Raw genomic sequence first — 24142 nt, forward strand, 5'->3', positions numbered from 1 at the left:
TCGTCCAGAGCCGCCACTCAGAAGGAGCGTCCATCGTATTCGACAGCCGCCACGCCAGAACCGCACGGCTCGCTCAGTCGATGATGGCGACGAGATAGAGAAAGCCGCGGCCGATGGGCAGATACGTGATGTCGGCCACCCACACCTGGCTCGGCTGGTCGATTGCCATGTTGCGCAGCAGATAGGGATAGATCTTGTGGCCCCGGGGCCGGCTTTGTCGTGTTCGGCTTCGGTCCCAGCGCCGCGATGCCCAGCCTGCGCATCAACCGTTGCACGCGCTTGCGATTGCCCCGGAGCCCCTCAGCCTTCAGCATCGCGGTAATTCGCCGCGAGTCCAAGAATGGCAAGGCGGTGAACAGCTCGTCGATCCGCTGCATCAGGGCAAGGTCGTTGTCGTTGGCCGGCTGTAGCGGCCGATAGACGCAAGAACGGGCGATGCCGAGCAACATGCATTGCCGGCGGGTCGACAGCGCCTGGTTGGCGCGATCGAGCATTCCTCGACGGTCCGGCGTGCTCATCTTCCGGACCTCCGCGCTAGTCTTTGGCGTGCAGCTTCTCGATCTCGCGTTCGCGCGTTTCCTCGCTCTCGCGCCCGCGCCGCTTTCCAGCGCGATCTTTGCCTTCAACGCCGCGTCGATCTCCCGTCGTGTCTTCTTCGTCATCATGCCCTCCGTCCATGAAAACGGAGCGGCCCTTTTCCAACTTAGCCTCTCGTCCCAAAACCGGGGTCCATTTCAGGGCAGCATTCGCCGCGTCACGCGCAACGTCAAACGCTGGCGGGATGCCGGTATGGCCTTGCGATGGGTCGTGGCCGTCATGATCGAGCCAACAAGGCCTTCCGATGATTGACGGCGCATAAGAAATTGTCGGTTCTGCGCGCGGCCCTTTAAGCTCACCACGATCGCATGACGATCAAGCCCGTTGCCCAGACGAGGGCCACGCAACATTCATTACGGCAACGTCGGCCCGGCGTAGTTCAATAGCGATCGGGACATCTCCCGCTACCTTCGCTCACGAAAGGCCGCGCAGCGGGCATTGATCGTTCTTACCCAACTCGACGAGGTGCGGAATGGCTCGTTTCAAGAACAGTGCCGAAAGTACGGTGATGATGCGAAAATCCCAAATTGCGCATTTCCCTCGCCATTTCTTTGAGCTTTTGAAAAACGGGCGCACGGCAAGGTAGGAGCAGCCGCGCAGCTTTCGAGCGTTAGAATTGCTCGTCTTCCGCGACATGTTTCTAACCCCTTATCATTACCCGAATGCATTATCGGCTTCGGCAATTTTGCCGTAACTCCAGACGCCAAACTGTGGTTGAGCGAGATCAAGGAATTGTCCGAGTTATTGCGATGAAAACATGAGGTTCGGAGTGGCCATCGGCCGAGATTGCCCGGCAAAGTCATACCACGATCGTACCGTACGTTTTTGAAGCTGGGCCTGGATCTGACGTGCCGGGGGATTGCGAACGAAGATCAATCGCGATTAGGCTAAGAGTCCACTTCTGGACTGTCGGCCCCCGCAACAAGCCCACCCATCCGCCGACGGGCTACCTACGCAGCGTGAGCATCGTGCGAATCGATGTTCGTCCAGTGCGGTCAGCACCACATGTTTGCTAGTCTGACGGAGTCACAAAACTGCCGGCCAGAATCAGCGATGGATGAAGCATGGACCATCAGTCGAGAGGCCGACATGAGCGGTGCGAGAAGCGATTTGCGACGTATTTGGAAGGGCTTGCCAGTGTCATCGGTAGAGCCGGCTCCACAAATTTGGACAGGACGATAAGTGGAATTTCTGCCTGACAGCGGCGATAATCGCCGTGAACAGGAGAAACCATGAGCAGACGACCGCGCCGGAACCACTCACCGGCCTTCAAGGCGAAGGTGGCGCTGGCCGCCGTCAAGGGCGATCGCACGATAGCCCAGTTGGCGGAGCATTTCGACGTTCATCCCAATCAGATTACGGCCTGGAAATCCCAGCTTGAGGGCGGCGCCTCCGATATTTTCGGACCGGGAGGCGGGACACCGGCCACGCCCGCGGTCGATGTGAAGTCGCTGCACGCCAAGATCGGAGAGCTGACGCTGGAGAACGATTCCTAAGAAACAGCATCGCCGACGTTCGGCTCCAAGGGCTGGAGAACGAAGCCGAATGCCTTGGCACGCCGATGCAAATTGTTGACCACTCGCGTCCGGTAGCGCGTCTCGTAGGACGAGGCCCCGGGATCGACATAGTCCATTCCGTATCGCACAGCATTGTAGAACAGAACTGCGATCTTGCGGGCCGTGGCGGTCACTGCCTTGGCCTTACCGATGCGCGATGAAAGTCGCCTGTAAAAGGCGCCGAGCGCAGTATTGGTGCGTCCGACGGTGACGGCAGCAAGGCGCAGAAGCGCCGCCGCCCGGCCGCCGGATCGGCGCGTTCGGGACGAGAGCCTTTTGCCGCCGGAGACCTTGTTGCTCGGCGCCAGTCCTAGCCAGGAGGTAAAATGCTTTGCACTTGGCCACGAGGAGAGGTCGTCACCGCATTCAGCGATCAGCTTCAGCGAGAGGTAAGGACCGAGGCCGTCGATCGTGGTGATGTCTTTTCCCAGCAACGCGAATAGCGCCTCGCGGACGTCGAAAGCTAGAGCGTTCGCCTGATCGGTTCGATTCCGACGCAGCGAGGCCGGCGGTGCTGGTCCATGACCACGACCGCGATGGTTGCTCAGTTCCTTCAACACGGCTTCGATCCGGGCGTCGCAGGCAGATGCCTTCTCGTGGTAGGTGTCGTAAAGCGCAAGTGCCTGCTCGAGCGCAAACAGATGCTCGGCGCGGTAGCTCCCGGTGAGCGCCTTCGCAATCGTCTCGGCACTGGAGTGGCAACTGTAATGGCGCAAGCACGCCAGCGCCTCGGGATCGCGCTCGCCGGCAAGGATCGCGCGTATGATACGCAGGCCGGTCGCGCCGGTGATGTCGGCGACGACGTGGTGGAGCTGAAGATTCATCTCCGTCAAGGCCTTCTGCATATGCTGGATGTGTGAGGCCGCGTACTCCAGCAGACGCTCGCGCTGACGCACGTAGGCTCGCAGCTCGGCAATCTGCCCTTTGGGCTGAAAGCTGGCCCGCAGCAACCCGAATGAATGGAGCCGCTGCAGCCATTGCGCATCGCTGACATCGGTCTTACGCCCCGGCACGTGCTTGGCATCCCGCGCGTTGACAAGAAACACCGTAAATCCCCGGGCATCGAGAAGCTCGAAAATTGGAATCCAGTAGACGCTGGTCGATTCCATGACGACGGTCTCGACGCCGCATTCCGTAAACCAGTCGACCAGCCGATGCAGATCGGCCGTGAAGGTACCGAAACTGTGGACTGGCTCCGGTGCGCGATCTGCCCTAACGGCCGCCATATGCATGGTGGCGCCAACGTCGATGGCAGCCGCGTTCGGGTGCACCATCGGCATCTTACCGCCGTCCTTCGACTTCGATCTTTTGGGATTCATCTGTAGTTCCTCCTGACTCCGGCGGAAGGGCTGGGCTGCGCAATTCATTCAAATTCCTAAACGGGATCGCCGAGATGGCGTCACCACTCTCAAGTGCGCAACAGCCCATGGACCAGGTTTTTTGACGGGGTCACGTGCCACCAAAATCGTATCGGCCGCTCCCTTCCGGCCGCAGTCTAGCGGTTGCCCGTTTCTATCCCACAGGGGGCGCGCAGCGTCGCGCATAGTTTTTTAGAAGGCGCCCTCACCAAGGCGGGATGGCTGAGCGCAAAGCGATGATCGATTGTGAACACGATCTACCGATCACCAAGCAAGCAGAGATTTTGAAGGTCAGCCGCAGCAGCGTGTACTATCTGCCGCGTCCAGTCTCTTCAGCCGACCTCGAGATCATGCAGCGTCTCGATCGGCTGCATCTGGAGTATCCCTTCGCCGGTTCGCGTATGTTGCGAGGCCTGCTGGCTTTGCAGGGGTGCAAGATCGGCCGCCGGCATGTGAAGACGCTGATGCGGCGGATGGGGATAGAGGCGCTCTATCGCCGCCCGCGCACCACCAAGCCCGCGCCCAGTCACAAGATCTATCCGTATCTGCTGCGCGGCATCGAGATCACGCGGCCGAACCAGGTCTGGGCCATGGACATCACCTACATTCCAATGGCGCACGGCTTCGTTTATCTCGCCGTGGTGCTGGACTGGGCGACACGCCGTGTTCTGTCGTGGCGGCTGTCGATCACGATGGAGGCGGCCTTCTGCGTCGGGACGTTGGAGGATGCTCTCGCTCGTCATGGCAGGCCGGAAATCTTCAACACCGACCAGGGTTCGCAGTTCACGGGCGCGGCGTTCACCAGTCTGCTTGCCAGCTACGGCATCGCCATCAGCATGGATGGCAAGGGGGCATGGCGGGACAACGTGTTCGTCGAACGGCTGTGGCGCAGCGTCAAATACGAGGAGGTCTATCTGCGAGCCTATGAAAACGTCAGCGAGGCCCGTAACTCGATCGGCCGGTATCTCGACTTCTACAATCGCCGTCGCCCACATTCGAGCCTTGACGACCGCACCCCGGATCAAGCCTACTTCGATCTTCCTCCGCTCCGCGCGGCGGCCTAACCCCGGCAGACGCTCCACTTATCGACGCGGAAGTTTTGTTCAGACAACCGGGACCAGTTCAGGTCATGCTGATCGGAAGGCGCCGCTGCGCGACTTTGCGTCGGCCTGATGGCCTGTGGCGGTCGCAAGAGCGTGGAGCCGATGGCGGCGGTGACAGCTCCGGAACGGACGGCCGCCCAGCATCAATCGCTGCTGCATTTCGTCGGCAGCGGCGCCTGGTCGGATGAGAAGGTGCTGGGCAAGGTACGTGAGATGGTCCTGCCGGCGATTGAACGCCAGGGCCCCATCGAAGCCTGGATCATCGCCGATACCGGATTCCCAAGCAGGGGCGACATTCAGTTGGAGTTGCACGGCAATATTGCGGGCAGCTCGGCAAGCAGGATAATTGTCAGGTGGCGGTATCACTGTCGATTGCCAACCACCACGCCAGCCTGCCTGTCGCTTATCCCCTTTATCTTCCGAAGGAATGCACTGAGGACTGCGATCGGCGGCGCAAGGTGGGCATTCCTGCCGAAGTTGGCTTCCGGACCAAGCCGGAGATCGCGCTGGAGCAGTTGCGGTGGGCCTGTGCGAGCGGCCTTCCGCGCGGTGTTGTGCTGATGGACGCGGGCTATGGCAACAACAGCGACCTGCGCACGGAGATCACGGCGCTGGGATTGACCTATGTGGCGGGTCTTCTGTCGAGCAACGGTATGGGCGCCCGGCACCGGTGCCTTGCCGCCGAAGCCATGGTCGGGCCGCGGCCGTCCACCGAAACTGATGCGCCGCAACCGTCAGCATCAGCCGGCCGCCGTCAAGGCGCTCGCGATCGGCCTGCCGGCCAAAGCTTGGCGCACCATCACGTGGCGGCAAGGAACGAGCGAAAAGCTGACCTCGCGCTTTGCACGCGTGCGGGTCCGTGCCGCGCATCGTGATTATTGGCAAACCACCCGGCGATTGGAGGAATGGTTGCTGATCGAATGGCCAAAAGGCGAGGACCAGCCTGCCAAATACTGGCTCTCGACATTGCCGGAGGATGTGGCATTCCGGACCCTCGTTGAGATGGCTAAATTGCGCTGTCGCATCGAACGCGACTATCAGGAACTCAAGCAGGAGGTCGGGCTCGGCCACTTCGAGGGACGCGGCTGGCGCGGCTTTCATCATCACGCAACAATGTGCATCGCAGGCTACGGATTCCTGATCTCCGAGCGGGAGACGATTCCCCCCTCAGGCGCTCGGCGCGCCCGGCCGATCCCGCTCGATCGCATTCCCGCAGATTACAGACCCCGGGGATCTGCCGCTGCGGACCCAACGTCACATTCCAAATTCGATCGCGACGATGCGACGGCGCCTCGAACATGGGCTCGTCCGAACGCTGTCGAGATCTCCTTGTTGTGCGATCAAGTTCGACCACCAGACAGATCATCGTTTGTGACGCAGTAGGACTAAGCCGCCGGTCCAAAATCCGAGGCCGCTTCACCTCAGCGACCGCGAGTACTCACCTCGATGTCAGGGTCCAATTATTGAAGTTAAAGTTCATCCCACCTGGAGAGGAGGTGATCTCAACGCCGTATTGGACGTTGCCGACGTTTATCTCCCCAAAGTACCCTTTCGACTTGATCCACAGCAGGACACTCTTGATATCCACCGTCCCAGTGTTGGTCTTCGAAGTGCGCAGAAATGAGATGACCTTATGGTGATTTTCTCCTTGAAATACGTTCCAAGTCGCTCCGCCTACATCGACATTTGTGTAGATCGGTATCGCGGCCCCGGAAGAAGCGTACTTGTAAGAAATAGGCTTGACGTTGCCGCCACCATCAGGATTGCCAGTGTAATTCGTCCAGAGCATTATCTCATACTGATTTGAGCTGTCCCAGATATCGTAGGCGACGTCCCAGGCGCCGCTAGTCGGAACGTCCTGATTGAAGGTCGAGATCAGAGTGTTGATCGAACTGAGCGGTTTACCGACATTGAAACCCTCGTGGGGATAGCTCTTGATTCCGCCAGCATCAGGCTGGTTCGACCACACCCCCCACTGGTTGACAGCACTCACCGAGATAGTCTGGGGCCCTGCGCCCCTGCCCCATACGTCGTTATTCCAACTGTAGCCATCGATTGAAAAGCTCCCGTATTGAGCACTCGAACTCCATATCGGAGCTTTTGCCGATGCCGCGAGAAGCGCACCCTTGGCAGCAATCAGGACCACAAGCACCTTTAGCTTCGACACGCTCGCCATTCTCAATCTCCAACCTTTGCCCGCTCGCCCCTCGCAAGAGTTGGGCCATAATGGGCAGAGCCAGACGTCGCTATTTTTCTCGCGCTTCCGGTCGCGTTCCCGACAGGCTGGCGGATTTCAGACCAGGGCCCCTCGCGATTGGTTGGAACTGAAAGCGGCGTAGTCTCCGAGGTGATCAACCTCGAATCATCCGCCGTTTGGAGCGCCGGATCGGAGATCCATGCCATGACCAGCAACATCACAAAGATGCATTTCCCCACCGCGTGAAAGAGAGACGGCTCCGCAGCTTTTCGAAATTGATTCGATCCGGTCGAAACGGCGCTGCGGGAACGAGCGCGGGAATTGATTAGAAGAATTGCTCCGCAGCGAGTTCGATCCGGCCCTTGCGCGGCCGCGCTACGGACGCGGCGTGAAGGCCGGCCATGAGGGAACGCCCCGTTACGGGCATCGACCCGGCAGCCGGCTGCGGTCGCTGACCGGTAGCTTCGGTTCGATTAAAATCGCGGCCCGCGTGCCCGGCTTGACACCCGCGATGGGGGACGACCGAATGGAAGAGCCAATTGCTGCGGGCCTGCAAGGATCGCCTCAGCCCTGCCGAGGTAGACATCGACAGGAGTAGGTTGTCGATGCTCTCATGACAGCGGACGCGATTGTAGTGTTCGACGAACCGGGACGAAGCGCATGGTATTGCAGCCTCGCTGATCGCCTCTGCGTCGGCAGCATTAGTCTTCCCGCGCTTGAGTAGAGTCGAGGAGAGGCGCGGTGATGCGCTTGTTGCGCGTTCCGTTTCCTCTCCCCGCTCATCAAACCGGACGTGCGGTTTTCCCGCATCCGGCTTTCCGACAGGTTTCGTCACAAGGCGCACGTCGGCGACACTTTGCGCACGCGGTTCAGCACAAGTACGCCAGGGTTCCCATAGATCTGATCAGAGAACCGTCTGACGCCACGTCCTGGCGTCTTATGTCGTCTGCGCAGAAAGGCGAGCACGCGGTCAAAGACGTGTCGATCAACGGCCTGATGAGCCGTAGCAAGCGAGCCATAGCTGAAGTAAGCGGACCAGCCGCGCAGAAGGCGGTTCAGTCGTGCTTGTACTTCGGGCCAAGCGCCCTTGTTGCCCGGCGTCAGCAGTTCGCTGACCTTCCTCTTGATCCGCAGCACGCTTTTCTTCGACGGAGCCGCGCCAAGATACCACCGCCCCCCATTGCGGAAGTGGCGGGGTCCGAGCGTGTACCCAAGGAAGTCAAAGCTTTCCAATCGGGCATTCTTCACCGAGGTTTTAGTCTCGTTGAGTGTCAGCCCAAGCTTGGTCATCACCGCTTTCGTCCACGTCAATGCGTCTTCCGCGTGGCCGCGGCTGAGAATGACGAAGTCGTCGGCATAGGAGATAATCTGGCCATGGAATGCTTCACGCCGACCGCTGAGACGCCAATGCTTCAGGAACCGGTTCATGTAGATGACGGAGAGCAGCGGACTGATGACACCGCCCTGTGGCGTGCCACACTTGTTGCTCTTACCGCCGCTCATGCGCCGTTTCCCGTTGCTATCCCGCTCCTCGACCGGTACTCGCAGCCATAACTTAATCAGCCGCAGCACATTCCGGTCGACGATGCGTCGGGCCACCGATTTGAGGAGGTCCGAGTGCGGTATCGTGTCGAAGTATTTCGACAAATCGGCGTCAACAACATCTGTGTAGCCCCGGCACATAAGCCGGTGCACTTCCTTGACGGCATCGACCGCGCTGCGGCGCGGGCGATATCCATAAGCTCCGTCCTCAAAATCCGCCTCGAAGATCGGTTCCAGCACGATCTTTGCAGCAGCTTGGACGACCCGGTCCCGGATTGTTGGGATACCGAGCGGACGTTCGCCGCCGCCGGGCTTCGGGATCATCACCCGCCGCACCGGATCGGGCCGATAGGTCTTCGTGACGAGTTCATCGCGCAGGCCAGCCAACCATGCTTCGAGTCCCGACGCGTCGATCTGTTCGAAAGTTATTCCGTCCACTCCCGGCGCACCCGCGTTGGCGCGGGCCAGCTTGTAGGCATGGCTCAGAATGTCCTCGCGGCAGATCTTGTCGTACAGCACATAGAAGCGGAAGGCAGGCTCCGCCTTCGCTTTGCAATAAAGCTTTCTCTGAAGGCTCCTGATCTTATCGGGCGTTTCAAGGCTCATCGCCAATCTACCCTTTCCCTCGCCATCTTTAAAAGCGCACCTGAAGTCAGGGTCCTTTCCTCCGCCGGAATTACCCGGTTTCATCGGTACCTTTGACCCTGTCCGACTCCCGTCCGGTCCATCGACTACTCAATGCTGAAGGCGCGACCTTCGACCAAGACGGGTCTCCCCCGATTACCCGTACTACCTTTCCAACGTGCCGTGCCCATTACCCCGGTGAACCAGACAGGTGCGTGCGTCGATTGCTTCCCTGTCCGCACGGCCTTCCCCGCCATACGATCGGATCGGCATTCACATCGTAACTTTCGAGGCGTGCTCAGGCTTCACTCACGTTACGGCCCGCTGGATTGCTCGGCCGCCTAAAGCGACCTTTGTCACGAGGCTTCGATCCGTCCGATTGCTCGTCCAAACCGCTCGTCAGCTACCAGATCAATCGACAACTCTCTGGGTGGATCCTTCCTCCACTGGTAATACGCGCCGTCGGGGCGCACCGAATGGCTTCACATATTGAGGTAGCAGAAGTTTGACGTCATGACCAAAAGCCGCGATCTCGCGCGCCCAATAGTGCGCGCTCGCGCATGCTTCCATTCCGACCAAACACGGTGACAATTTCTCGAAGAAGCGCAAGACGTCCGCACGCCGTAGCTTTCGCTGGAACAGCGGTGCGCCTTCAGCGTCTGCGCCATGAACCTGGAAAACCTGCTTGGCCAAATCTTGCCCACTAGTAGTAACATCCTTGACGGAACGGTCCCTACTTGTGACTCCCGATGACTACTTTGACCCAATCAATGTCTCTATTCATGGGATCGGTGAAAGCCAAATCCGAAGCGCCCGAAGTTTCCGGACATCTATCCGCAACTGGCCTCGCGCCTGAATGGCGCGGTGGTTGTCAGTCATACGCTATTCGATCGAGCGGCGATGCGACAGGCATCCGCTCGACACCGCCTCACAGACGTTAGTTGCCGGTGGCTGGACACGACGCGCGTTGCACAGCGAGCTTGGGCTCAATTCGCACGCGCAGGCTATGGCCTTGGAGATCTGACGCGCGAATTCGGTATCACATTCAGCTATCATCATGCAGCGGAAGATGCTCGCGCCACGGGCATGATCCTCCTTAAAGCTATGGAAGAGACAGGCCTGTCGATTGACGACTGGATCACACGTTGCCAGCCTCTTACCCCATAGGGCCATATAACGCGCGAGGGCAATCTCGACGGCCTGCTCGCTGGAGAAGTGGTGGTCTTCACAGGAGCTTTGTCGATGCCGCGACGCAAAGCGGCCGACCTGGCGGCCCGTGTAGGCCGCGAAGTGGATGGCGGCGTCACGAAAAACACGACGCTGCTCATCGTGGGCGATCAAGATGTGACCCGTTTCGCAACCGGTCAATCGAAGAGCAGCAAGCATCTCAAAGCTGAAGCGCTGATAGCAAAAGGGCAACGAATCCGCATCCTCCGCGAGAGCGCTTTTCTTCAGCTCGCGAAAGCCGCGGCCGACTATGCCCAGGAGTAGCGTATCCACATGACCGCATCGATATTCTCAGCAATAGCATAGGCGTTCGCAAGCGCAAGCGCGTGTTATACGAATATCTTCGCCAAGTGACTTGATGTCACGATCCCCGCGCACGCGGTGCTGGACCTTCGCAATGTGCGAAAGATCATTAACCACCGGCTGTTCACGAGTGTGGACCGCGTCTCACCATCGGCCGACCGAGCAGAAAGACAGCGGATGACGGCCGCTTTGCGCCGATTATCGCCGTGGTTGTAACGCTAAGATTGCATCCGGTATTTGCCGAACCGACATGATCAAGAGTATTCGTAATACTGTTCGTGGTAGGAACTTTGCTCGCAATCGCTGCCGGCAATGCGACCTGGGATTTTTGCGAATGGCTATTTCGCCTGCATTCTTGCCGCTTGCCGCGTCATTCGGTGCTGGCCTTTGGTTCGAACGCGCCTTCATCAAACGCGCTCATCGTGAGATGATCCGCCTTCACGGCGCGGACTGGCACGCTGGAGACCGCTAGTCTGCGGGCAATCGCGTTTCACCCAAAGGACACACCAAACAACCAGGGCGAAGGAATGACAGTCAATCATATCAGTGCGCTTAGGAACCGGTCCAGGCGATGGAGCAAGGAAGAGGACGAGCGCCTGCTCGAACTCGGCTCGAACAACGAAGTGCCGAAGCGTATTTCTATCCTGCTCGAGAGAAGCGAAGTCGCTGTCGTTCAGCGGATGAGAAAATTGCAAGTGAGGCGCCCAAAGTCCAACCGGACCTCCAGAACGGATGGATGCAACGGCTAACACACGAATAATTCGGCATTACCAATGGCGACCTCTCCGAATTAGCCGATTGATAAAGCGAGCACACAGCTGTGTACCCGAGTCTCCCCCAATGAGCCTCACTCATCGCAGCACGCCGAGCCATCCGGATAGCTCGCCAAGCCGGCACCACCTGGCCGACTCGAACGGCCACTACCGGATCCACAATCCAGCGTCCTACCCTTAAACGAAAATGGCGAAAGAAAACGAGTTGGCAACAGCAGAACAGAAGACAGCATCCGTGAAGATAGTTGATGCCGTAAAAGCGCTCAACGAAGCACTGATGGATGCCGGCGAGCAAGACCTATCCGTCGAACTAAGTCGCGCGGCACAACAAACTCAACAGCGTCAGCAAACTGGAGACTCGAGAGACGGCGCTGCCGTGAGCTTGATCGATATCATATTGACCGAGTTGCGCCGGCAGCACGAGGAACATAAGGGCGCCGGCGTCCATGTCGACGCCGGCAATCCCCGTGATACGATCATCGACGGTAGTGTCGATCTGATCGCGTTGGTTGAGGCGATCGATCAGCATCGATCGCAAGTCGGGAGGTCAAACGATGGTGCCTGAAGGAAGATTCGAATTTCCCACCCGGAGAGCTTCGATTGGCACATGCCCTCCAATTGTCGCGCACCGTGATCGCTGAAGAGACCGGGGATAATCAGACCTATGACCAAAGCCCGCGTTGAATTTATCGGCGGTCTCGCAGATGGGGCCAAGATGCAGCGTCCGCGCGTTGCGACAGTAGACGTGCCAACTCCGGGTCTCGGCAAATTTACCTACACGTGCACCTCAGCACCGACATGGTGCGCGACTAGGCGCACGATCCGCTCGCCGTCGGCGGCGGACATCGTGCGGCCACTATCCTCCAGTCCGCCGGACAGCCGATCGACCCAGAGCCGACCGTCGGGGTTGAGCATCACTTCCACGATCGAGGGGTCTTCAAGGAAGGTCGCGATCGCAGGGCCCAGCGCGGTGCGCAGCATGCGCGCGCCACGCGAGAACGCTTCCGAATGGAGTGAAGTGCCCGCCATGATCGTCCCCCGTCGAGAGCCAATCGCAGCAAGCGATCGGCGACGGGGATGGATAGAAAAGGCAGGAAACGGGTTAGTTCAACAACTATTCAGCAGTCGTGGGGAGCCAGCGTAGAGCAGCGAAAAAATACTTGCTGCATAGAAGGCTGCTGACCGCCCTGATGACAGGCTCGTCATAGAGAAAAGTGCGACCGTGAATTTGCCCAGGCTTTGACAGACTATCGGCAGCTTCTTGAGTGCAAATCGGTCATGTCACCGCTCGCGGCGCATTCAATTGGATTCCGCAATACGTTGCGCGCGCGAAGGCACTGAAGATCGTCTATTTTTCATTATTCAGCGGCGGAGTTCCTCAATCATTTGCCGCCGGTGACGCGTCGTCCCCGACTGCCGAGATTTCCGTGCAAATCGACGATCTCCCGTTAGTCTTGAATGGGATCAGGATCCCTGGCTCGCGAGAGCCGGCTGTTTGCTATTGCAACGCGATGGGTATAGCGGCCGAGATAGGCTAGCACCTGTGCGATCACCGAACGGCCGATTGCCGCATCAACAGTCTCCAGCCGAGGCCTGCGAGAAGACAAGACAAAATGGAGGATCGGTCTTACGAGCGCGCGCGGATACTGGTGACCTTAAGGGCCCGTTCGAGGCCTGTAGACTAATCAGAACGCGCGCGCTGATATCCATGATGGCCGGGAGCACAAACGCTCCAATCAGAGGCCGGATACATTGAAGCAAGACCGCCGCCGCCAATTCGACGAATCTTCGAATCTTCTCGCAATGCACGGCCGGACCATAAATTAAGGTCAATCCTCAACCCGCCTCGCAAAGTACACAAGGCGGCCTCCGCCGGAGCCATAGTAACTTGTCACGAATTGTATGAGGGCCAGCAAGTCATTTACGAATGCGGACGTATAGGCGCGAATCCTCGGACCCGAACCCAACCACCGACGCCTTTTGCAGCAGTCCTTGCAACCATGTTCGCCGTTGCAGCTGCATGGGCGGTAATCCGAGAACCCACCTTCTGAAGTCGCAGCCCAGCGGCAACGTCAGCAACTTTCTTCGACTGCCTCGGCAACGTTCTTCGGCTGCTAGACGAGATAGAATGAAGAGACTCGCGATTACGCCGAAAAGACCGAGAAAAGCCGTTTTGCACTCATTCACCCGATCAACTGAGAGCCTCGCCGCACACCTGCGAAACCTTAGCGCCGCCGAGACAGAGGCGTTTTCTTAATCTTGGCGAAGCACTACGTCTATAATTTCTCGGACTGAAGCGGGACAAGCGAGCGGTATCGCGTACCGCTCGCCGGCTCGCCAAAATGTTTGCGTTTAGTTATTGAGCTCCGGGCAGACTGGGATGTTACAATCACTGCGTTTGCCGAGGATGGGGTGGCAGTGGGGCGGCATCACATCGTGACCTCCCGAAGCCGCACATGCTTCTTCAAGGGTCAATTCGTTCACGCCATAGGCTGACATATCGCTTTCCATGTTTTCTCCTTTCACATCGTTGCCGGTCAGCAACTGCTGCCGACGATACCGCAGGAACGCAAGCCTCGGGCCAACCGCGCGCAGAGCAGCAAAAACGAGCATTTGCACGTCATTCGGAGTCTTGACAGGGAATGTGCAGCGGGCCGCTTGAACATCGCGTTGCGAACACGACTAATCGAGCAGTTGGAAACACGACATGCGCGAAGAAGGCAGCGAGCATCACCGGGATGCGGATCGGGCGAAACTGCTACACCATTGTTAATTTCGCGCCTCAATGCACTATGCCCTGTCCAAGGAGTTCCTCGAAGCCGACAGGGAAGCCTGCCGGCTCATGGTCGATCTGCTTGCGCTGGCGCACGAGCGCGGCTGCGAGGCCGAAGTCGCCGGTCGGCTCGCCCCCGACCTCAACCGGCTGCGCGCCCACTTCGCGCCCGATCCTGCCTGCGTGCCGCAGGTCATCGTGCAGCTCGCCCCGCTCGCCAGCTATGAGTTTCTCATCGGCGCCAGCCAGATCGGAGATGCCGCACGAACACGGCCAACACCGTCGACACCGCGCCCCTCAATCTGTTGCTCAACGAGCTGCGGCTGCCCGCCATCAAGGTGCTGTGGCCACAATTCGGCGAACAGTCCGACAAGGAAGGCTGGCCGGCGGCCCGCTTCCTCGCCGTCGTCGCCGAGCACGCGATCGCCGAACGCGGCCGCCGTCGCATCGAGCTCCATCTCGTCGAGGCAAGGCTGCCGGCCGGAAAAGACCTTCGATAGCTTCGACTTCGAGGCCGTGCCGATGATTTCCAAAGCGCAGGTGACCGCGCTTGCCGCTGGCGACGGCTGGGTCGGCAAGGGCGCCAATTTGCTGCTGTTCGGGCCGCCCTGGCGGTGGCTAGAGCCACGTGGCGACAGCGATCGGCTTGGCTCTCATCGAGAACGGTTGGCGGATCCTGTTCACCCGCACCACCGATCTCGTGCAGAAGCTCCAGGTGGCGCGGCGCGAGCTCAACCTCGAGGCCGCCATCAATCGCCTCGATCGCTTCGACCTCCTGATCCTCGATGACCTCGCCTACGTCACCAAGGATCAGGCCGAGACAAGCGTGCTGTTCGAACTCATCAGCGCACGCTACGAACGGCGTTCGATGCTGATCACCGCCAATCAGTCCTTCGGCGAATGGAATAGGGTCTTCCCGCATCCCGCCATGACGCTCGCCGCCATCGATCGCCTCGTTCACCACGCCACCATCATCGAAATGAACGTCGACGAAGGCGCACCGCGCTCGAGCGAAAACGCGGCCCAGGTCGGCCACCGTCGCACGCGACCTCAAAAACACTCGTTGATTGACGGCTTCCCAGCCAGATTGTCGCGCTACCAAAACCCTCCCGAAGTCACAAATGATTCTTCAGGAGATAGTTCGGTTACACCATAGGCTGACACATCGGTCGTCATTTTTGAGTCCTTTCAGTGATGCCGGATCGACCGGCCCTACGGCCGCGCAAAAAGGGACTCAAGAGTTGCGGCAACTGTGAAGTGAGAACCCAAGCCCCCCATTCTGCCTCGTTCAGCGGCCTGATTGACAGCTGTCCGACTATCTGCATCTGTCAGTGAGCGCGCCCCGCTCAGCCTCCAGCTTGGCAGTCAAAGCTGCCGCTATAGGTGCGCTCGATCGGATGGGCTCTAACTCCATGCGACCAAGACCGCTTCCTAGAGTTGCGGTTCAAAACGCACAGCTGCGGCAGCATCCCGCGACAGCTAGGACCACATTCTCTTTTTTGGCTTCAAGATTTAGGCAAGAGGCCGCCAGCGGCGATGGATGCTGCTAGGCCCGCCAACACTTCCACAATCGCTCAAAACCAGCCTCCCGAAGTTGCCGATGCCTCTTGAGGAGTTAGTTCGGTTACGCCATAGGCTGACATATCGGTCTTCATCGTTGTCTCCTTTTCTGTGTGAGGAGCAGCTATCAAAGACCGTGCCAACTACGCCAAGAAAAAAGCTGTTCGATAAATGGAATGCGCTCGCTTCGGCCCTCCACTCCGAGCAAGTTCTGCGCGTCGCCATGGAGGGCGGCGGACATCACGACCGGCCTCGAGTTCACTCACTGTTGTGTAGTTTAGTTGAGCGTAGCAAACCAGGAAAGGTGATTGAGCCTGCCATCGCGCCCGCTTTTCGTTTTTGCGATCTATTTGTCTTGCCTGGTTCGGTGACTCGGCTCTGTCTGCCGGTCGGCACGTGCAGCTGCGCTGTGCTGTGGAGCCTCATCAACAACAAATAGGCGTCGCGTTTGCGACGAGAATGCTATGACTTTGACATGCGACGTAATGTTCGCGCGGCCTGCAGTGAAGTGGACCCTTTGCTGAGGACCACCGGGTCCGGTTCTTAAGTGGAGCTGCTGCCGTTCGTTCTTCCGCCGCATCTGGTGGCGGCGAGCCGCTGTTGGAGTTGCTTCAACCGAGCTGGGACAATGGTCCGGTCGTTCCGGGCTCACCCGCGGCCTCCTTCTGTGATGGTATCAAACATAGGTGCTTCCATAATGCGGACCACCATCAGTCCTAAAGTGATGCAGCTGTGCCCTTGCCCCGCATTCAACATCTTTTAGCGCGTCGACGGTCTATACTTTAGGCGCACCATCTATTGCACGCATCTGCTGGTTGATATTTCATCCGAACCCAAAAGGGGCGCCGCGGGCGCTTTCACTGCGAATAGTTTTCACAATCTTTGCTTTGCTTGCGGCCAATTTCACATTCGTTGTCATACCAGTTCAGGCCGGCGACAGCCCCCCTAGCAGGCTAGAGAGTATCACCAGGTCTGCCCGCGAGATGATGCCCTCGATGCCGTTCGTCCCGCGACCGTCAATGCCGGGCTTATCGCTTTCCGATCTCTCCGATCCGACCGGCTGTTCGTTTGCTGTGGCGCCGCAACGGTAGCAATCGTGCCCCGACGCTGCGAAAATGGGAAAGAGCCTCGGTGTTCGTTCAGTTCGGCCACATGGCCTTCGAGCATCATGCCACTATGTTGCACGGCAAGAGCCGCTAAGCTGTTGATGCGTCGTGTTCATAGGCCGTGGCGCTCACATTGTTCGCAGTTATTTCACCCAATTCGTTACTATTTCGCAGTGTTCTCAAGATGGTGTAAGGTTGGGGTCATTCGCGGCATTTCGGTTTACGTTTCTGACCAAATTGTCCGGAGATGAATATGTCCGACCGTATCCAAAGCGCCAGCGCCTCGCACGCTGAGTTCATGCGAGCCGCGAATGACGAACTAGCCAAGTTCGAGCGCAGCGAGCGGGAGTTTCGAAAGAAGAACCGCGACGAACGGGCCAAAAGATTGCAGTTGCCGGTGGAAACGTACGACGCAGAAGATTGGCGCATTCGGAAATTATCAAGCTCGCTTCATCGAACCTGAGGCCACGCCAACTGGCAGGTGACATGAAACATGCCTCAAGATGCCCAATCAAGAGGCTCTGGGTTCATGCACGTACTCATGAGCATCAACCTGGGATTCAGTCTTTCCCCATCACGCCAAACGGTGTCGCCAGCTCGTTAGACCCTTCAAGCTCCGAGATTCGGCGCGCCCCGGCTCTTAACGTTCATCAACCGCCTTCGTTTTGAGGGAGAAGAGCACCAAACAATTCAGACTGTCCGACTTCACTGCCAGGGTTTGGTGTGCTTGGTAGCCAAGATCACCTTCCCCGCTAGAGAAGCCTCAATACAGAAGAGGCTTTGGAGGCGAGCCAGTCCCTCAAATTAGGAGCCGCGTCACGGAAGAAAACACGCATTTTCGTTGGCATGCCTTTGGAACGATGCTGCCGGCCGCCTTTTTTTGGCGACAGGAGCCGCTTTCAATCGGACGTGGCTCTGATTCCCCAGCACCGCCCAGTTCGCGGCTGGCTTGAGGCGCGCCGATGACGCGCTTAAGCGCGGCGCGCTAACCACACCCCTATTCGGACTTTTGCGAAGGAAAGGTGCCGGTGCGGAGTACTGCGAGCAGTGAACCGTCGTCAGCAAACAGGTCCCAAATCATGATCCCGGCGAGTGCATGGGCGCGCGCGTACATCGCCTTGCGCGCAATGGAAAGCGGATCGTCGTAGCTGATCCATATTCGCCGTTCGGCGTCATAGAACCACGGCACCTGGGCTTCGTCGCTCCAATACCGGCGAAAGCCCTGCTCTTCCGGTTGCCGGGCAACGAGATCGCGATAATCGACGCCGTCACTCCCTCCCCACTCCTCGCTTGCTGTCGCCCCCTTTTGAAAGAGCCCGCCGTTCTCGGGCGGAACGTCCGCAACCGCTCGGCCATAGAAGGCGACCCCGAGCGTCACCTTGGCCGGCGGCACGCCGGCCCGGATCAAGGCCTTCACACTCGCATCGACATTGAGATCGGGATTTGGATCGCCGGCGCAGGCGAACAGCGGGGCATTGAAGGCAGCAAGGGCCGAGCCCGCGTGATAATCGTAGGCCATCAGATGAAACCGGTCGACCAGCCGGGCGAGAGCGGCTGCCTGTAGATTGACGATTTTGTCGGGCGCGGCCGACACGGCAATGGTGAGCTCCAGCTCCCTGCGCTCCGATGCGGAAAGCTTATCGAGCTTTCGGCGGAGTTCCGCGATCAGGAGCGTGAAATTCGTACGGTCCTCGAGGCGCGCGAGATTTCCTGGAGGCCCTCCCGAAACGGGAAACTCCCAATCGACGTCCACACCATCGAACAGACCGGGATACGGCCGAAAGAACGCCTCGATGACCGATTGCGCGAACCGCGCGCGCGAAATCGGCGTGGCAGCGGCGGCCGAGAAATATTTCGATCCGCTCCATCCGCCCAATGCAATCAGGATCCGAAGCTTCGGATTGCGCCGCTTCAGTTCGGCAAGTTGGGCGAAATTGCCGCCGACCGGGCCCGACCGTGAGGTTCCGTCGCAGGCTCCTGTGTCGAGGCAACGATCCGCAAGTTCAGCGGATCCTTCCGCAGAAACGGCGCCGAATGCGTATATCAGGTGGGTCAGCTCGCGAGCCGGGATTGTCTTGATGCTTGGACCGCCCGCCCGGGCCTTCCACGGGGCGACATAGCCGACGACCACGGGGTTGAAGGCCGGCGCGGTCCGCCCCTGCTTCATCAGCGCGTATCCACTCACGAGCGTGGAAAACCCACCCACAGCGAAGGTTCGACGATCAACTGCCACGGCTTACGACCTTCTCTCTGTCAGATTGTACCTACACCAACCGATAACTCGATCACCTCCAAGACATGAGCCTTCTCACTGCCGCGCACTTGTCGAGCCGATCCCGCGCCATACGATCCCATTAACCGCCGATTTCGAGCGCTCGCTTCAACTTTGATTGCGCCGCCAAGTCTGCTTGTATCCCGGCTCGAGGCTGATTGGGCTTGCGGCCACACACGATTTGGGCGTCCGCAAGGGATCTCGACTTCCGCTAGCCAGCGCAATGTTGAGCGCGCGAGCGCGCACCCTGATCGCGAGGTCTCGAAACGTGTCTTGAACTTCGCGCAACGGCGCAGTGACAATCCGCGCGATCGACTAGAACCTATCTCAAAATTGTCGAAACAGGATCAGCAGGCAAGCGAGCTGGACGAAGCCGGGAAGTTTTGCGGATAGAACTCCCAGCGGACCAGCAGGCGCCGCCGCCACTGTATCCAGGCGAAGAAGCGTTCGACCAGCCAACGCCGAGTATAACGACGAAGCCTGCGGCCGTCCTGGGTGAGCGACCTCACTCGGTTTGAACGATGTGGCGCGATCATCTCGATGCCTTGTGACCGCAGTTCATCGTCGAGCGCATCGCTGTCATGGGCGCGGTCGCCGATCAGGTTCTCTGGCTTGGCCTCGATCATGTAGAAGTCGAAGCAGAGCTGTACCAAGCGCACTTCGTGATGGTTCGCGGCATGCGTGCTCACTGAAAGCGGCAAACCGTGGCGATCCACAATCGCCATGATTTTTAAGCCCTTTCCGCGCCTCGTTGGGCCGATCTCTGCACCGCCGCCTTTGGCCATCGCAAAGGTCGCGTCGATGAAACACTCCTCTTCGTCGAGCAAGCCTTTCTCGCGAAGTTCGTTGGCGATATCGGTCAGAACGCGTCGCAACACTTCATTGCGACACCAGTTCTGAAAGCGACGATGTACGGTCTTATAGTTCGGATAGCACTGCGGCAGCATGTGCCACTGCGCGCCCGTGTTCAAAATCCAAAGAGCGGCTTCGAGAACCTGATGCGTCGCAATCGGCTTCCGGCCCGGCCGGCCGTCGGCAATGTGCTCTTCCGGAAAGTGTTTCCGGATGCGCTCCCATTGCTCGTCCGTCAGCCGAATCATCTTTCCTTTATAGCCGATCGACGCTGATCTTCAATTTTGAGATAGGTTCTAGTCTCATTCCGGATTCCATGCTTGTTTGACATACCGTCAACGTCTTTGACGCCCTATGATATTCACTGCGCCTGGACAGACGAGCGGCTCTCCACCTGCAACCACGATACCTGTCAAATCGGTGCCCAAAATTGTTTCGCCGCGAACAGTCGCAGTCAGGGCAATTATGCTTCAAAGCGGAGCCGGCCCTTTCAGCGATTCAGTGTTCGGGACTCGCAAAGCCGATCCTCGATGCAATTGGCACATTCCCGAAATGCCACGGATTGAGCATCGAAGAAACCCGGCAAGTCGCGTCTGGGCCATGAGGAGCAATCCTTCGAGAATTAATCAAACGCGTGGGGCAGAGCGCCCCCCTCCGGAAACGTGCGGCGCGCTAACGATGTCTGCAAAACAACATTGCTGGCTCCGTGACAAGACCAGCACTCATTTCCGGTTGCAGCTGTTCCGACATGACTTCGTCGCTCCCAATTCCCCGGTTCCTCACGTCCGCGACCCATGATGTTCGACCGAAAGGCCGCAGCGCTCGCAGTTAAGTTGTTGAATAAAATGCAGGACGGCTTTTCGGTGCCTCTTCCCACGCACTTGGCACGACTCTTGAGTGTCGTCGGGTCACGGCGGCGGGAGCTGCCTACCGGCATTAGTGATTGATCCTCTCACTAAGAGGGAGACAATTAATGAAGACTGAGATGTCAGCATACTGTGTGACAGAATTGCTGAAGAAGCATCTGCACTTCGGGAAGCAGGTCTTGGCCGTTCATAGGAGCCGTTGGCGGACTCCGCACAGCCAGGCCTGTAGAGCACAAGTAATGAAAACGCCGTGACCGAGTGCGGATTGGCAGCTTCCATGGAAACTGTTGATCACAAAGCATGAACTGGCGGCGTTCGGCCAAAGGACGGCGTTCAGGCAATCACCGGCTTTGGCAATCAACGAGTTAAGTCATGGATTGTGTGGATTTTCTTCGGACAAACATAGCGAAAAAGCAGTTGCCGACCTACGTCTATGGTTATCCTTCCAAGCGCGCTTATCGGGCTTTTCCGCAGCCACTCCGCATAACTGAAGTCGTTGAGCAGGCCAGGCGTTCCAAGCAAATCAACATCTATATCCATATCCCGTTCTGCCGCTATCGCTGCACCTACTGCACCCTCTTTCTTACAACCCGCCAAACAGCAGCGACGAGGGAGTCTTATGTTGTTCGGCTGGCAGAGCACATCGCGCGATATGGAGAATACTTCGGAGATAGAGAGGTTGTAAGCATCTACTTCGGCGGCGGCACGCCAACCCTGTTGACCCAACATCAATTCAGCGATCTTTTTACCGCCCTCGACGCTGCATTTCCAAAACGAAGCCGGAAATGTGAGATTACGGTCGAGAGCGCGCCAGGCAGTTTCGACAACGACCTTCTGGAATGCCTAAAGGGGCATGGCGTCAACCGAATGAGCATGGGCATCCAAAGCATGGTAGCCCGCGAGCTTGCGCACACTGGTAGACCATATTCGATCGAGACTGCAGAAGCCGGAATCAAAGCACTGACGGAATGTTTTTCCCACGTCAATCTTGATCTGATCTACGGCCTGCGTGGTCAAACCCGTGACTCCTGGAACTTTTCGCTTGGCCGCGCGCTCGACTACGAGCCGCAGACAGTCTCCCTTTACCCCGTTGTTGTTCGTCCGATGACAAACATCATGACCTCGAAGGCGCACGCCCCCGAATTATTCTTCTCTGATGCGGAAAAGTATGAGGTCTACGACCAGAATGTTGCTCTGATGGCAGCCAAAGGTTACCGCCAGGAATCCTTTACGCGTTTCACCAAGATCGCCGGCGGCCGAGCCTACCGGCAGGAGAACTCGGATTTCGAGGGAACGCCCCTGTTAGGATTAGGAGCTGGCGCGAGAAGCTATTTCGGGCAATATCACTATGGCTCGGACTATGCAGTCGATTCGAGTGTGGCTTCGTCGATCATCAACGCCTTCTCGGCTCGCTCCTTCGATCCTGAGGCGATAGCATCGCACGGGATCAAACTGACGCCGGACGATCTCGCGCGTCGCTACGTCCTGCTTGGCCTCACGTTGTCAGCCCTGAGCAGAAAGAACTACGCTTCAGTATTCGGACGCGAACTGACCGCCGATTTCAGCGAAGAGCTCAAGGCGCTCGAATGTCTGCAGCTCGTCGACCTGGCCGACGGTGATACTTATCGACTGACTCACTCGGGATTCACATATTCGAGCATTGTGGCGAGGATGTTTTACTCGGGCACGATAGTGGCTCTGGAAGAGCAATATCAGGCAGCGTGAGGTGCAGTATGCAAGGGGGCGCGAAGCATTCACCACTCTGGTGGGACTCGGGCTACGCCGAACCCAACGTATCGTGTATGGGTGGTCCCAGTCCCGAAATCTTCGAGATAGCACCAGCTCTCCGCACGAAGAGCGTGGTTGTGGAGCTGGGTTGCGGGGAAGGCCGCAATGCCCTCTATTTGGCTCATTTTGATCATCAGGTGATCGCGACCGACACCTCCGAAACCGCTATCTCCAAGCTGAACCGCCTCGCAGGTGATCTTGGCGTGAACATAACGAGTGGGGTCGCTCGTGTGGAAGACTTCCAGCCGCCTGCTTACCTGGACGTCTTTATAGCGCATTGCGTACTGCATTTCACCGAACGGGGAGTCTGGAAGCCGCTCGTCACGACCTTAATAAATCGAACGCGCCCTGGGGGATTTCATTGCTTCACGAACACGCTCGATCAACCAGACCATCCTATTTCGAAGGAGTCCTTGGCATCTGGTCACAAGAAATCGTTCCGGCGCGGCGAGCTGGAGGCCATCTATACAGAAGCGGGCTGGGAGATCTTGCGCTCTGATCATTACATCAAATGGGACTCGCACCCTGGCATCCCAATCCATTCACACTGCATCGAGAAAGTTGTGGTTCGTAGACCAATTGGATCTGAGGATCTTCCGCGAATGAGAGCCGAGCTCATCAATGAAGCCGGAATAATTCCTTCCAAACAGTTCAATTCATTGAAACTTGGCACACCACGCGATGCCATAATCGAAATACTCGGCTCGCCGCCAGCCAGCCATCTAGTGACGACTGACCGAAAAACAGTTGGCGGCAACAATCGAGAGGCCATAACGGACGGCTACGTACGTGAGGATATGATCTATGGTGATCACGGCCTTCAGTTCGTCAATGGAACGCTTACCGGCAAATATCGATACTTCACGCCTCCGGTGCGCTTGAGCATTCGAGATGAGTAATGCTCGAACGTTTTCTCATTGGCCGCCATGACCGCCCGAAATTCGTTGCAGACCACGTCACCACCATCACCAAGGTCGCGAGGGACATCCGAGACCAAGATTGGCTGTAAGACGCCGCGAATGATTTCGCGTGCCCGGTTCAGAAGCCGCGCATCGGTCGGGAACATCACGTTCTTGGACTGCACCGTGGTGTCGACCATGACGCGGTTGAGGTCGGACGGCTTGATCGCCTCGGTCTTGGTGGCGACCGAGAGGCCCCCCTGCAGCAACGCTTGCAGCTTCTCCTCGCCCCCGCGCCGGCGCCAGCGCGTCAGCGGAAGAGCGATCGAACATCAGCCGGAGCTGGAAGAACTCCTCACCACAGAAGAACTGGTAGGAGGGTTTCTCCAGCCGCACTCACACAACACCTCATTGGAGAGGTCGCAGGCGCTTGAGGATGGCAAGTCCTGCCATCAGCCGCGTCGGCAGCGGCGGCCGGTCCGGCTTGTCCTCGTAGACCGCGCCGAACCGCTCCTCAAGGAACGACCAGTCGATCGTCCGCGAAAGCTTCACAAGGGCGTGGTTTATGTCGATGATCGCGTCCAGCCGCGAGCGCAGAAGATCGGCCTGTCCGCTGTCCGAATTCCTTGGGTCGCATCGTCCTTTCCGATGCGAACACGGAATCACGACCCGCGATTCGACGAATCGCAGAAATGAAATTACAAGCTTTCGGACCTTCAAACCCAAAAACTCTTGCAATCTCAAAC

The 24142-nt window shown here is 58.3% G+C and carries 13 protein-coding genes, 1 tRNA gene and 11 pseudogenes; 12 read left to right on the plus strand and 13 right to left on the minus strand.

The features are described 5' to 3' along the window. Positions 1 to 17: 17 nt before the first annotated feature. Positions 18 to 518: an IS3 family transposase gene (locus ACVWW6_RS44005; protein ID WP_161533431.1), complete on the minus strand. Its 501-nt coding sequence runs from the start codon at positions 516 to 518 to the stop codon at positions 18 to 20. Positions 519 to 738: 220 nt separating this feature from the next. Here ACVWW6_RS44005 and ACVWW6_RS44010 point away from each other — a divergent pair. Continuing rightward, positions 739 to 890 (plus strand): annotated as a pseudogene (locus ACVWW6_RS44010) (IS256 family transposase); the annotation flags it as partial. Between the two features lie 121 nt (positions 891 to 1011). On the opposite strand, the gene ACVWW6_RS44015 reads toward ACVWW6_RS44010, so the two are convergent. After that, entirely contained in the window at positions 1012 to 1233 is a 222-nt protein-coding gene (locus tag ACVWW6_RS44015) for a hypothetical protein (RefSeq protein WP_161533430.1), read from the minus strand. Positions 1234 to 1829: 596 nt separating this feature from the next. On the opposite strand from ACVWW6_RS44015, the pseudogene ACVWW6_RS44020 reads away from it, so the two are divergent. Further along, a pseudogene (locus ACVWW6_RS44020) lies at positions 1830 to 2087 on the plus strand (transposase); the annotation flags it as partial. 2 nt (positions 2088 to 2089) lie between these two features. Here ACVWW6_RS44020 and ACVWW6_RS44025 read toward each other — a convergent pair. Then, positions 2090 to 3472 (minus strand): IS110 family RNA-guided transposase, encoded by a 1383-nt coding sequence (locus tag ACVWW6_RS44025; RefSeq protein WP_161533276.1) that lies wholly within the window; start codon positions 3470 to 3472, stop codon positions 2090 to 2092. A 227-nt stretch (positions 3473 to 3699) separates the two neighbouring features. Here ACVWW6_RS44025 and ACVWW6_RS44030 point away from each other — a divergent pair. Continuing rightward, positions 3700 to 4575 (plus strand): annotated as a pseudogene (locus ACVWW6_RS44030) (IS3 family transposase); the annotation flags it as partial. Continuing rightward, a pseudogene (locus ACVWW6_RS44035) lies at positions 4547 to 5997 on the plus strand (IS701 family transposase). The pseudogenes ACVWW6_RS44030 and ACVWW6_RS44035, both read left to right, overlap by 29 nt. Before the next feature lie 55 nt (positions 5998 to 6052). On the opposite strand, the gene ACVWW6_RS44040 reads toward ACVWW6_RS44035, so the two are convergent. The 3 genes and pseudogenes from ACVWW6_RS44040 to ACVWW6_RS44050 all read right to left on the minus strand — a co-directional run. Then, the gene (locus ACVWW6_RS44040) at positions 6053 to 6790 is read right to left on the minus strand and encodes a glycoside hydrolase family 12 protein (protein WP_161533429.1); all 738 of its coding nucleotides are present in this window, start codon (positions 6788 to 6790) and stop codon (positions 6053 to 6055) included. A gap of 852 nt (positions 6791 to 7642) precedes the next feature. Beyond that, positions 7643 to 8959, minus strand: a complete 1317-nt coding sequence (gene ltrA / locus ACVWW6_RS44045) for a group II intron reverse transcriptase/maturase (RefSeq protein ID WP_202633193.1) — start codon at positions 8957 to 8959, stop codon at positions 7643 to 7645. Between the two features lie 492 nt (positions 8960 to 9451). Then, a pseudogene (locus ACVWW6_RS44050) lies at positions 9452 to 9670 on the minus strand (IS110 family transposase); the annotation flags it as partial. Positions 9671 to 9796: 126 nt separating this feature from the next. On the opposite strand from ACVWW6_RS44050, the pseudogene ACVWW6_RS44055 reads away from it, so the two are divergent. Beyond that, positions 9797 to 10144: pseudogene (locus ACVWW6_RS44055) on the plus strand (exonuclease domain-containing protein); the annotation flags it as partial. A gap of 33 nt (positions 10145 to 10177) precedes the next feature. Then, entirely contained in the window at positions 10178 to 10468 is a 291-nt protein-coding gene (locus tag ACVWW6_RS44060; protein WP_456683246.1) for a BRCT domain-containing protein, read from the plus strand. A 933-nt stretch (positions 10469 to 11401) separates the two neighbouring features. On the opposite strand, the gene ACVWW6_RS44065 is transcribed toward ACVWW6_RS44060, so the two are convergent. After that, a tRNA-His gene (locus tag ACVWW6_RS44065) sits at positions 11402 to 11472 on the minus strand. Here ACVWW6_RS44065 and ACVWW6_RS44070 point away from each other — a divergent pair. After that, complete coding sequence (locus ACVWW6_RS44070) at positions 11468 to 11845, plus strand: hypothetical protein (protein WP_456682980.1); 378 nt, start codon at positions 11468 to 11470, stop codon at positions 11843 to 11845. The genes ACVWW6_RS44065 and ACVWW6_RS44070 overlap by 5 nt on opposite strands. Positions 11846 to 12060: 215 nt before the next feature. Here the strand turns inward: ACVWW6_RS44070 and ACVWW6_RS44075 are convergent. The 3 genes and pseudogenes from ACVWW6_RS44075 to ACVWW6_RS44085 form a co-directional block, all read right to left on the minus strand. Further along, positions 12061 to 12309: pseudogene (locus ACVWW6_RS44075) on the minus strand (P-type conjugative transfer ATPase TrbB); the annotation flags it as partial. A gap of 440 nt (positions 12310 to 12749) precedes the next feature. Further along, a pseudogene (locus ACVWW6_RS44080) lies at positions 12750 to 12824 on the minus strand (transposase); the annotation flags it as partial. Positions 12825 to 13632: 808 nt separating this feature from the next. Beyond that, positions 13633 to 13893 carry a hypothetical protein gene (locus ACVWW6_RS44085; protein WP_161533425.1) on the minus strand — a complete coding sequence of 87 codons (261 nt, stop codon included), beginning with the start codon at positions 13891 to 13893 and terminating at the stop codon, positions 13633 to 13635. Positions 13894 to 14101: 208 nt separating this feature from the next. Between ACVWW6_RS44085 and ACVWW6_RS44090 the strand changes: the two are divergent. From ACVWW6_RS44090 to ACVWW6_RS44100, 3 genes and pseudogenes are all read left to right on the plus strand, one after another. Next, a pseudogene (locus ACVWW6_RS44090) lies at positions 14102 to 14317 on the plus strand (IS21 family transposase); the annotation flags it as partial. Positions 14318 to 14355: 38 nt separating this feature from the next. Further along, a pseudogene (istB, locus tag ACVWW6_RS44095) lies at positions 14356 to 15124 on the plus strand (IS21-like element helper ATPase IstB). A gap of 1848 nt (positions 15125 to 16972) precedes the next feature. Next, positions 16973 to 17182 carry a hypothetical protein gene (locus ACVWW6_RS44100; RefSeq protein WP_456682981.1) on the plus strand — a complete coding sequence of 70 codons (210 nt, stop codon included), beginning with the start codon at positions 16973 to 16975 and terminating at the stop codon, positions 17180 to 17182. Between the two features lie 534 nt (positions 17183 to 17716). On the opposite strand, the gene ACVWW6_RS44105 is transcribed toward ACVWW6_RS44100, so the two are convergent. Together ACVWW6_RS44105 and ACVWW6_RS44110 are read right to left on the minus strand one after the other, a co-directional pair. Then, positions 17717 to 18886, minus strand: a complete 1170-nt coding sequence (locus ACVWW6_RS44105; RefSeq protein ID WP_456682982.1) for a glycoside hydrolase family 18 protein — start codon at positions 18884 to 18886, stop codon at positions 17717 to 17719. A gap of 452 nt (positions 18887 to 19338) precedes the next feature. Then, entirely contained in the window at positions 19339 to 20091 is a 753-nt protein-coding gene (locus tag ACVWW6_RS44110) for an IS5 family transposase (protein WP_456682983.1), read from the minus strand. 1035 nt (positions 20092 to 21126) lie between these two features. On the opposite strand from ACVWW6_RS44110, the gene ACVWW6_RS44115 reads away from it, so the two are divergent. Together ACVWW6_RS44115 and ACVWW6_RS44120 are read left to right on the plus strand one after the other, a co-directional pair. Beyond that, on the plus strand, positions 21127 to 22434 hold the full coding sequence (locus ACVWW6_RS44115; RefSeq protein WP_456682984.1) for a coproporphyrinogen-III oxidase family protein: 1308 nt from the start codon (positions 21127 to 21129) through the stop codon (positions 22432 to 22434). A 134-nt stretch (positions 22435 to 22568) separates the two neighbouring features. Then, a complete protein-coding gene (locus ACVWW6_RS44120) occupies positions 22569 to 23396 on the plus strand; it encodes a class I SAM-dependent methyltransferase (RefSeq protein ID WP_161533419.1) in 828 nt (275 codons plus the stop codon). Positions 23397 to 23521: 125 nt separating this feature from the next. On the opposite strand, the pseudogene ACVWW6_RS44125 reads toward ACVWW6_RS44120, so the two are convergent. Next, positions 23522 to 24033, minus strand: a pseudogene (locus ACVWW6_RS44125) (transposase); the annotation flags it as partial. Positions 24034 to 24142 lie beyond the last annotated feature (109 nt).

Source organism: Bradyrhizobium sp. USDA 3311, assembly GCF_054062495.1.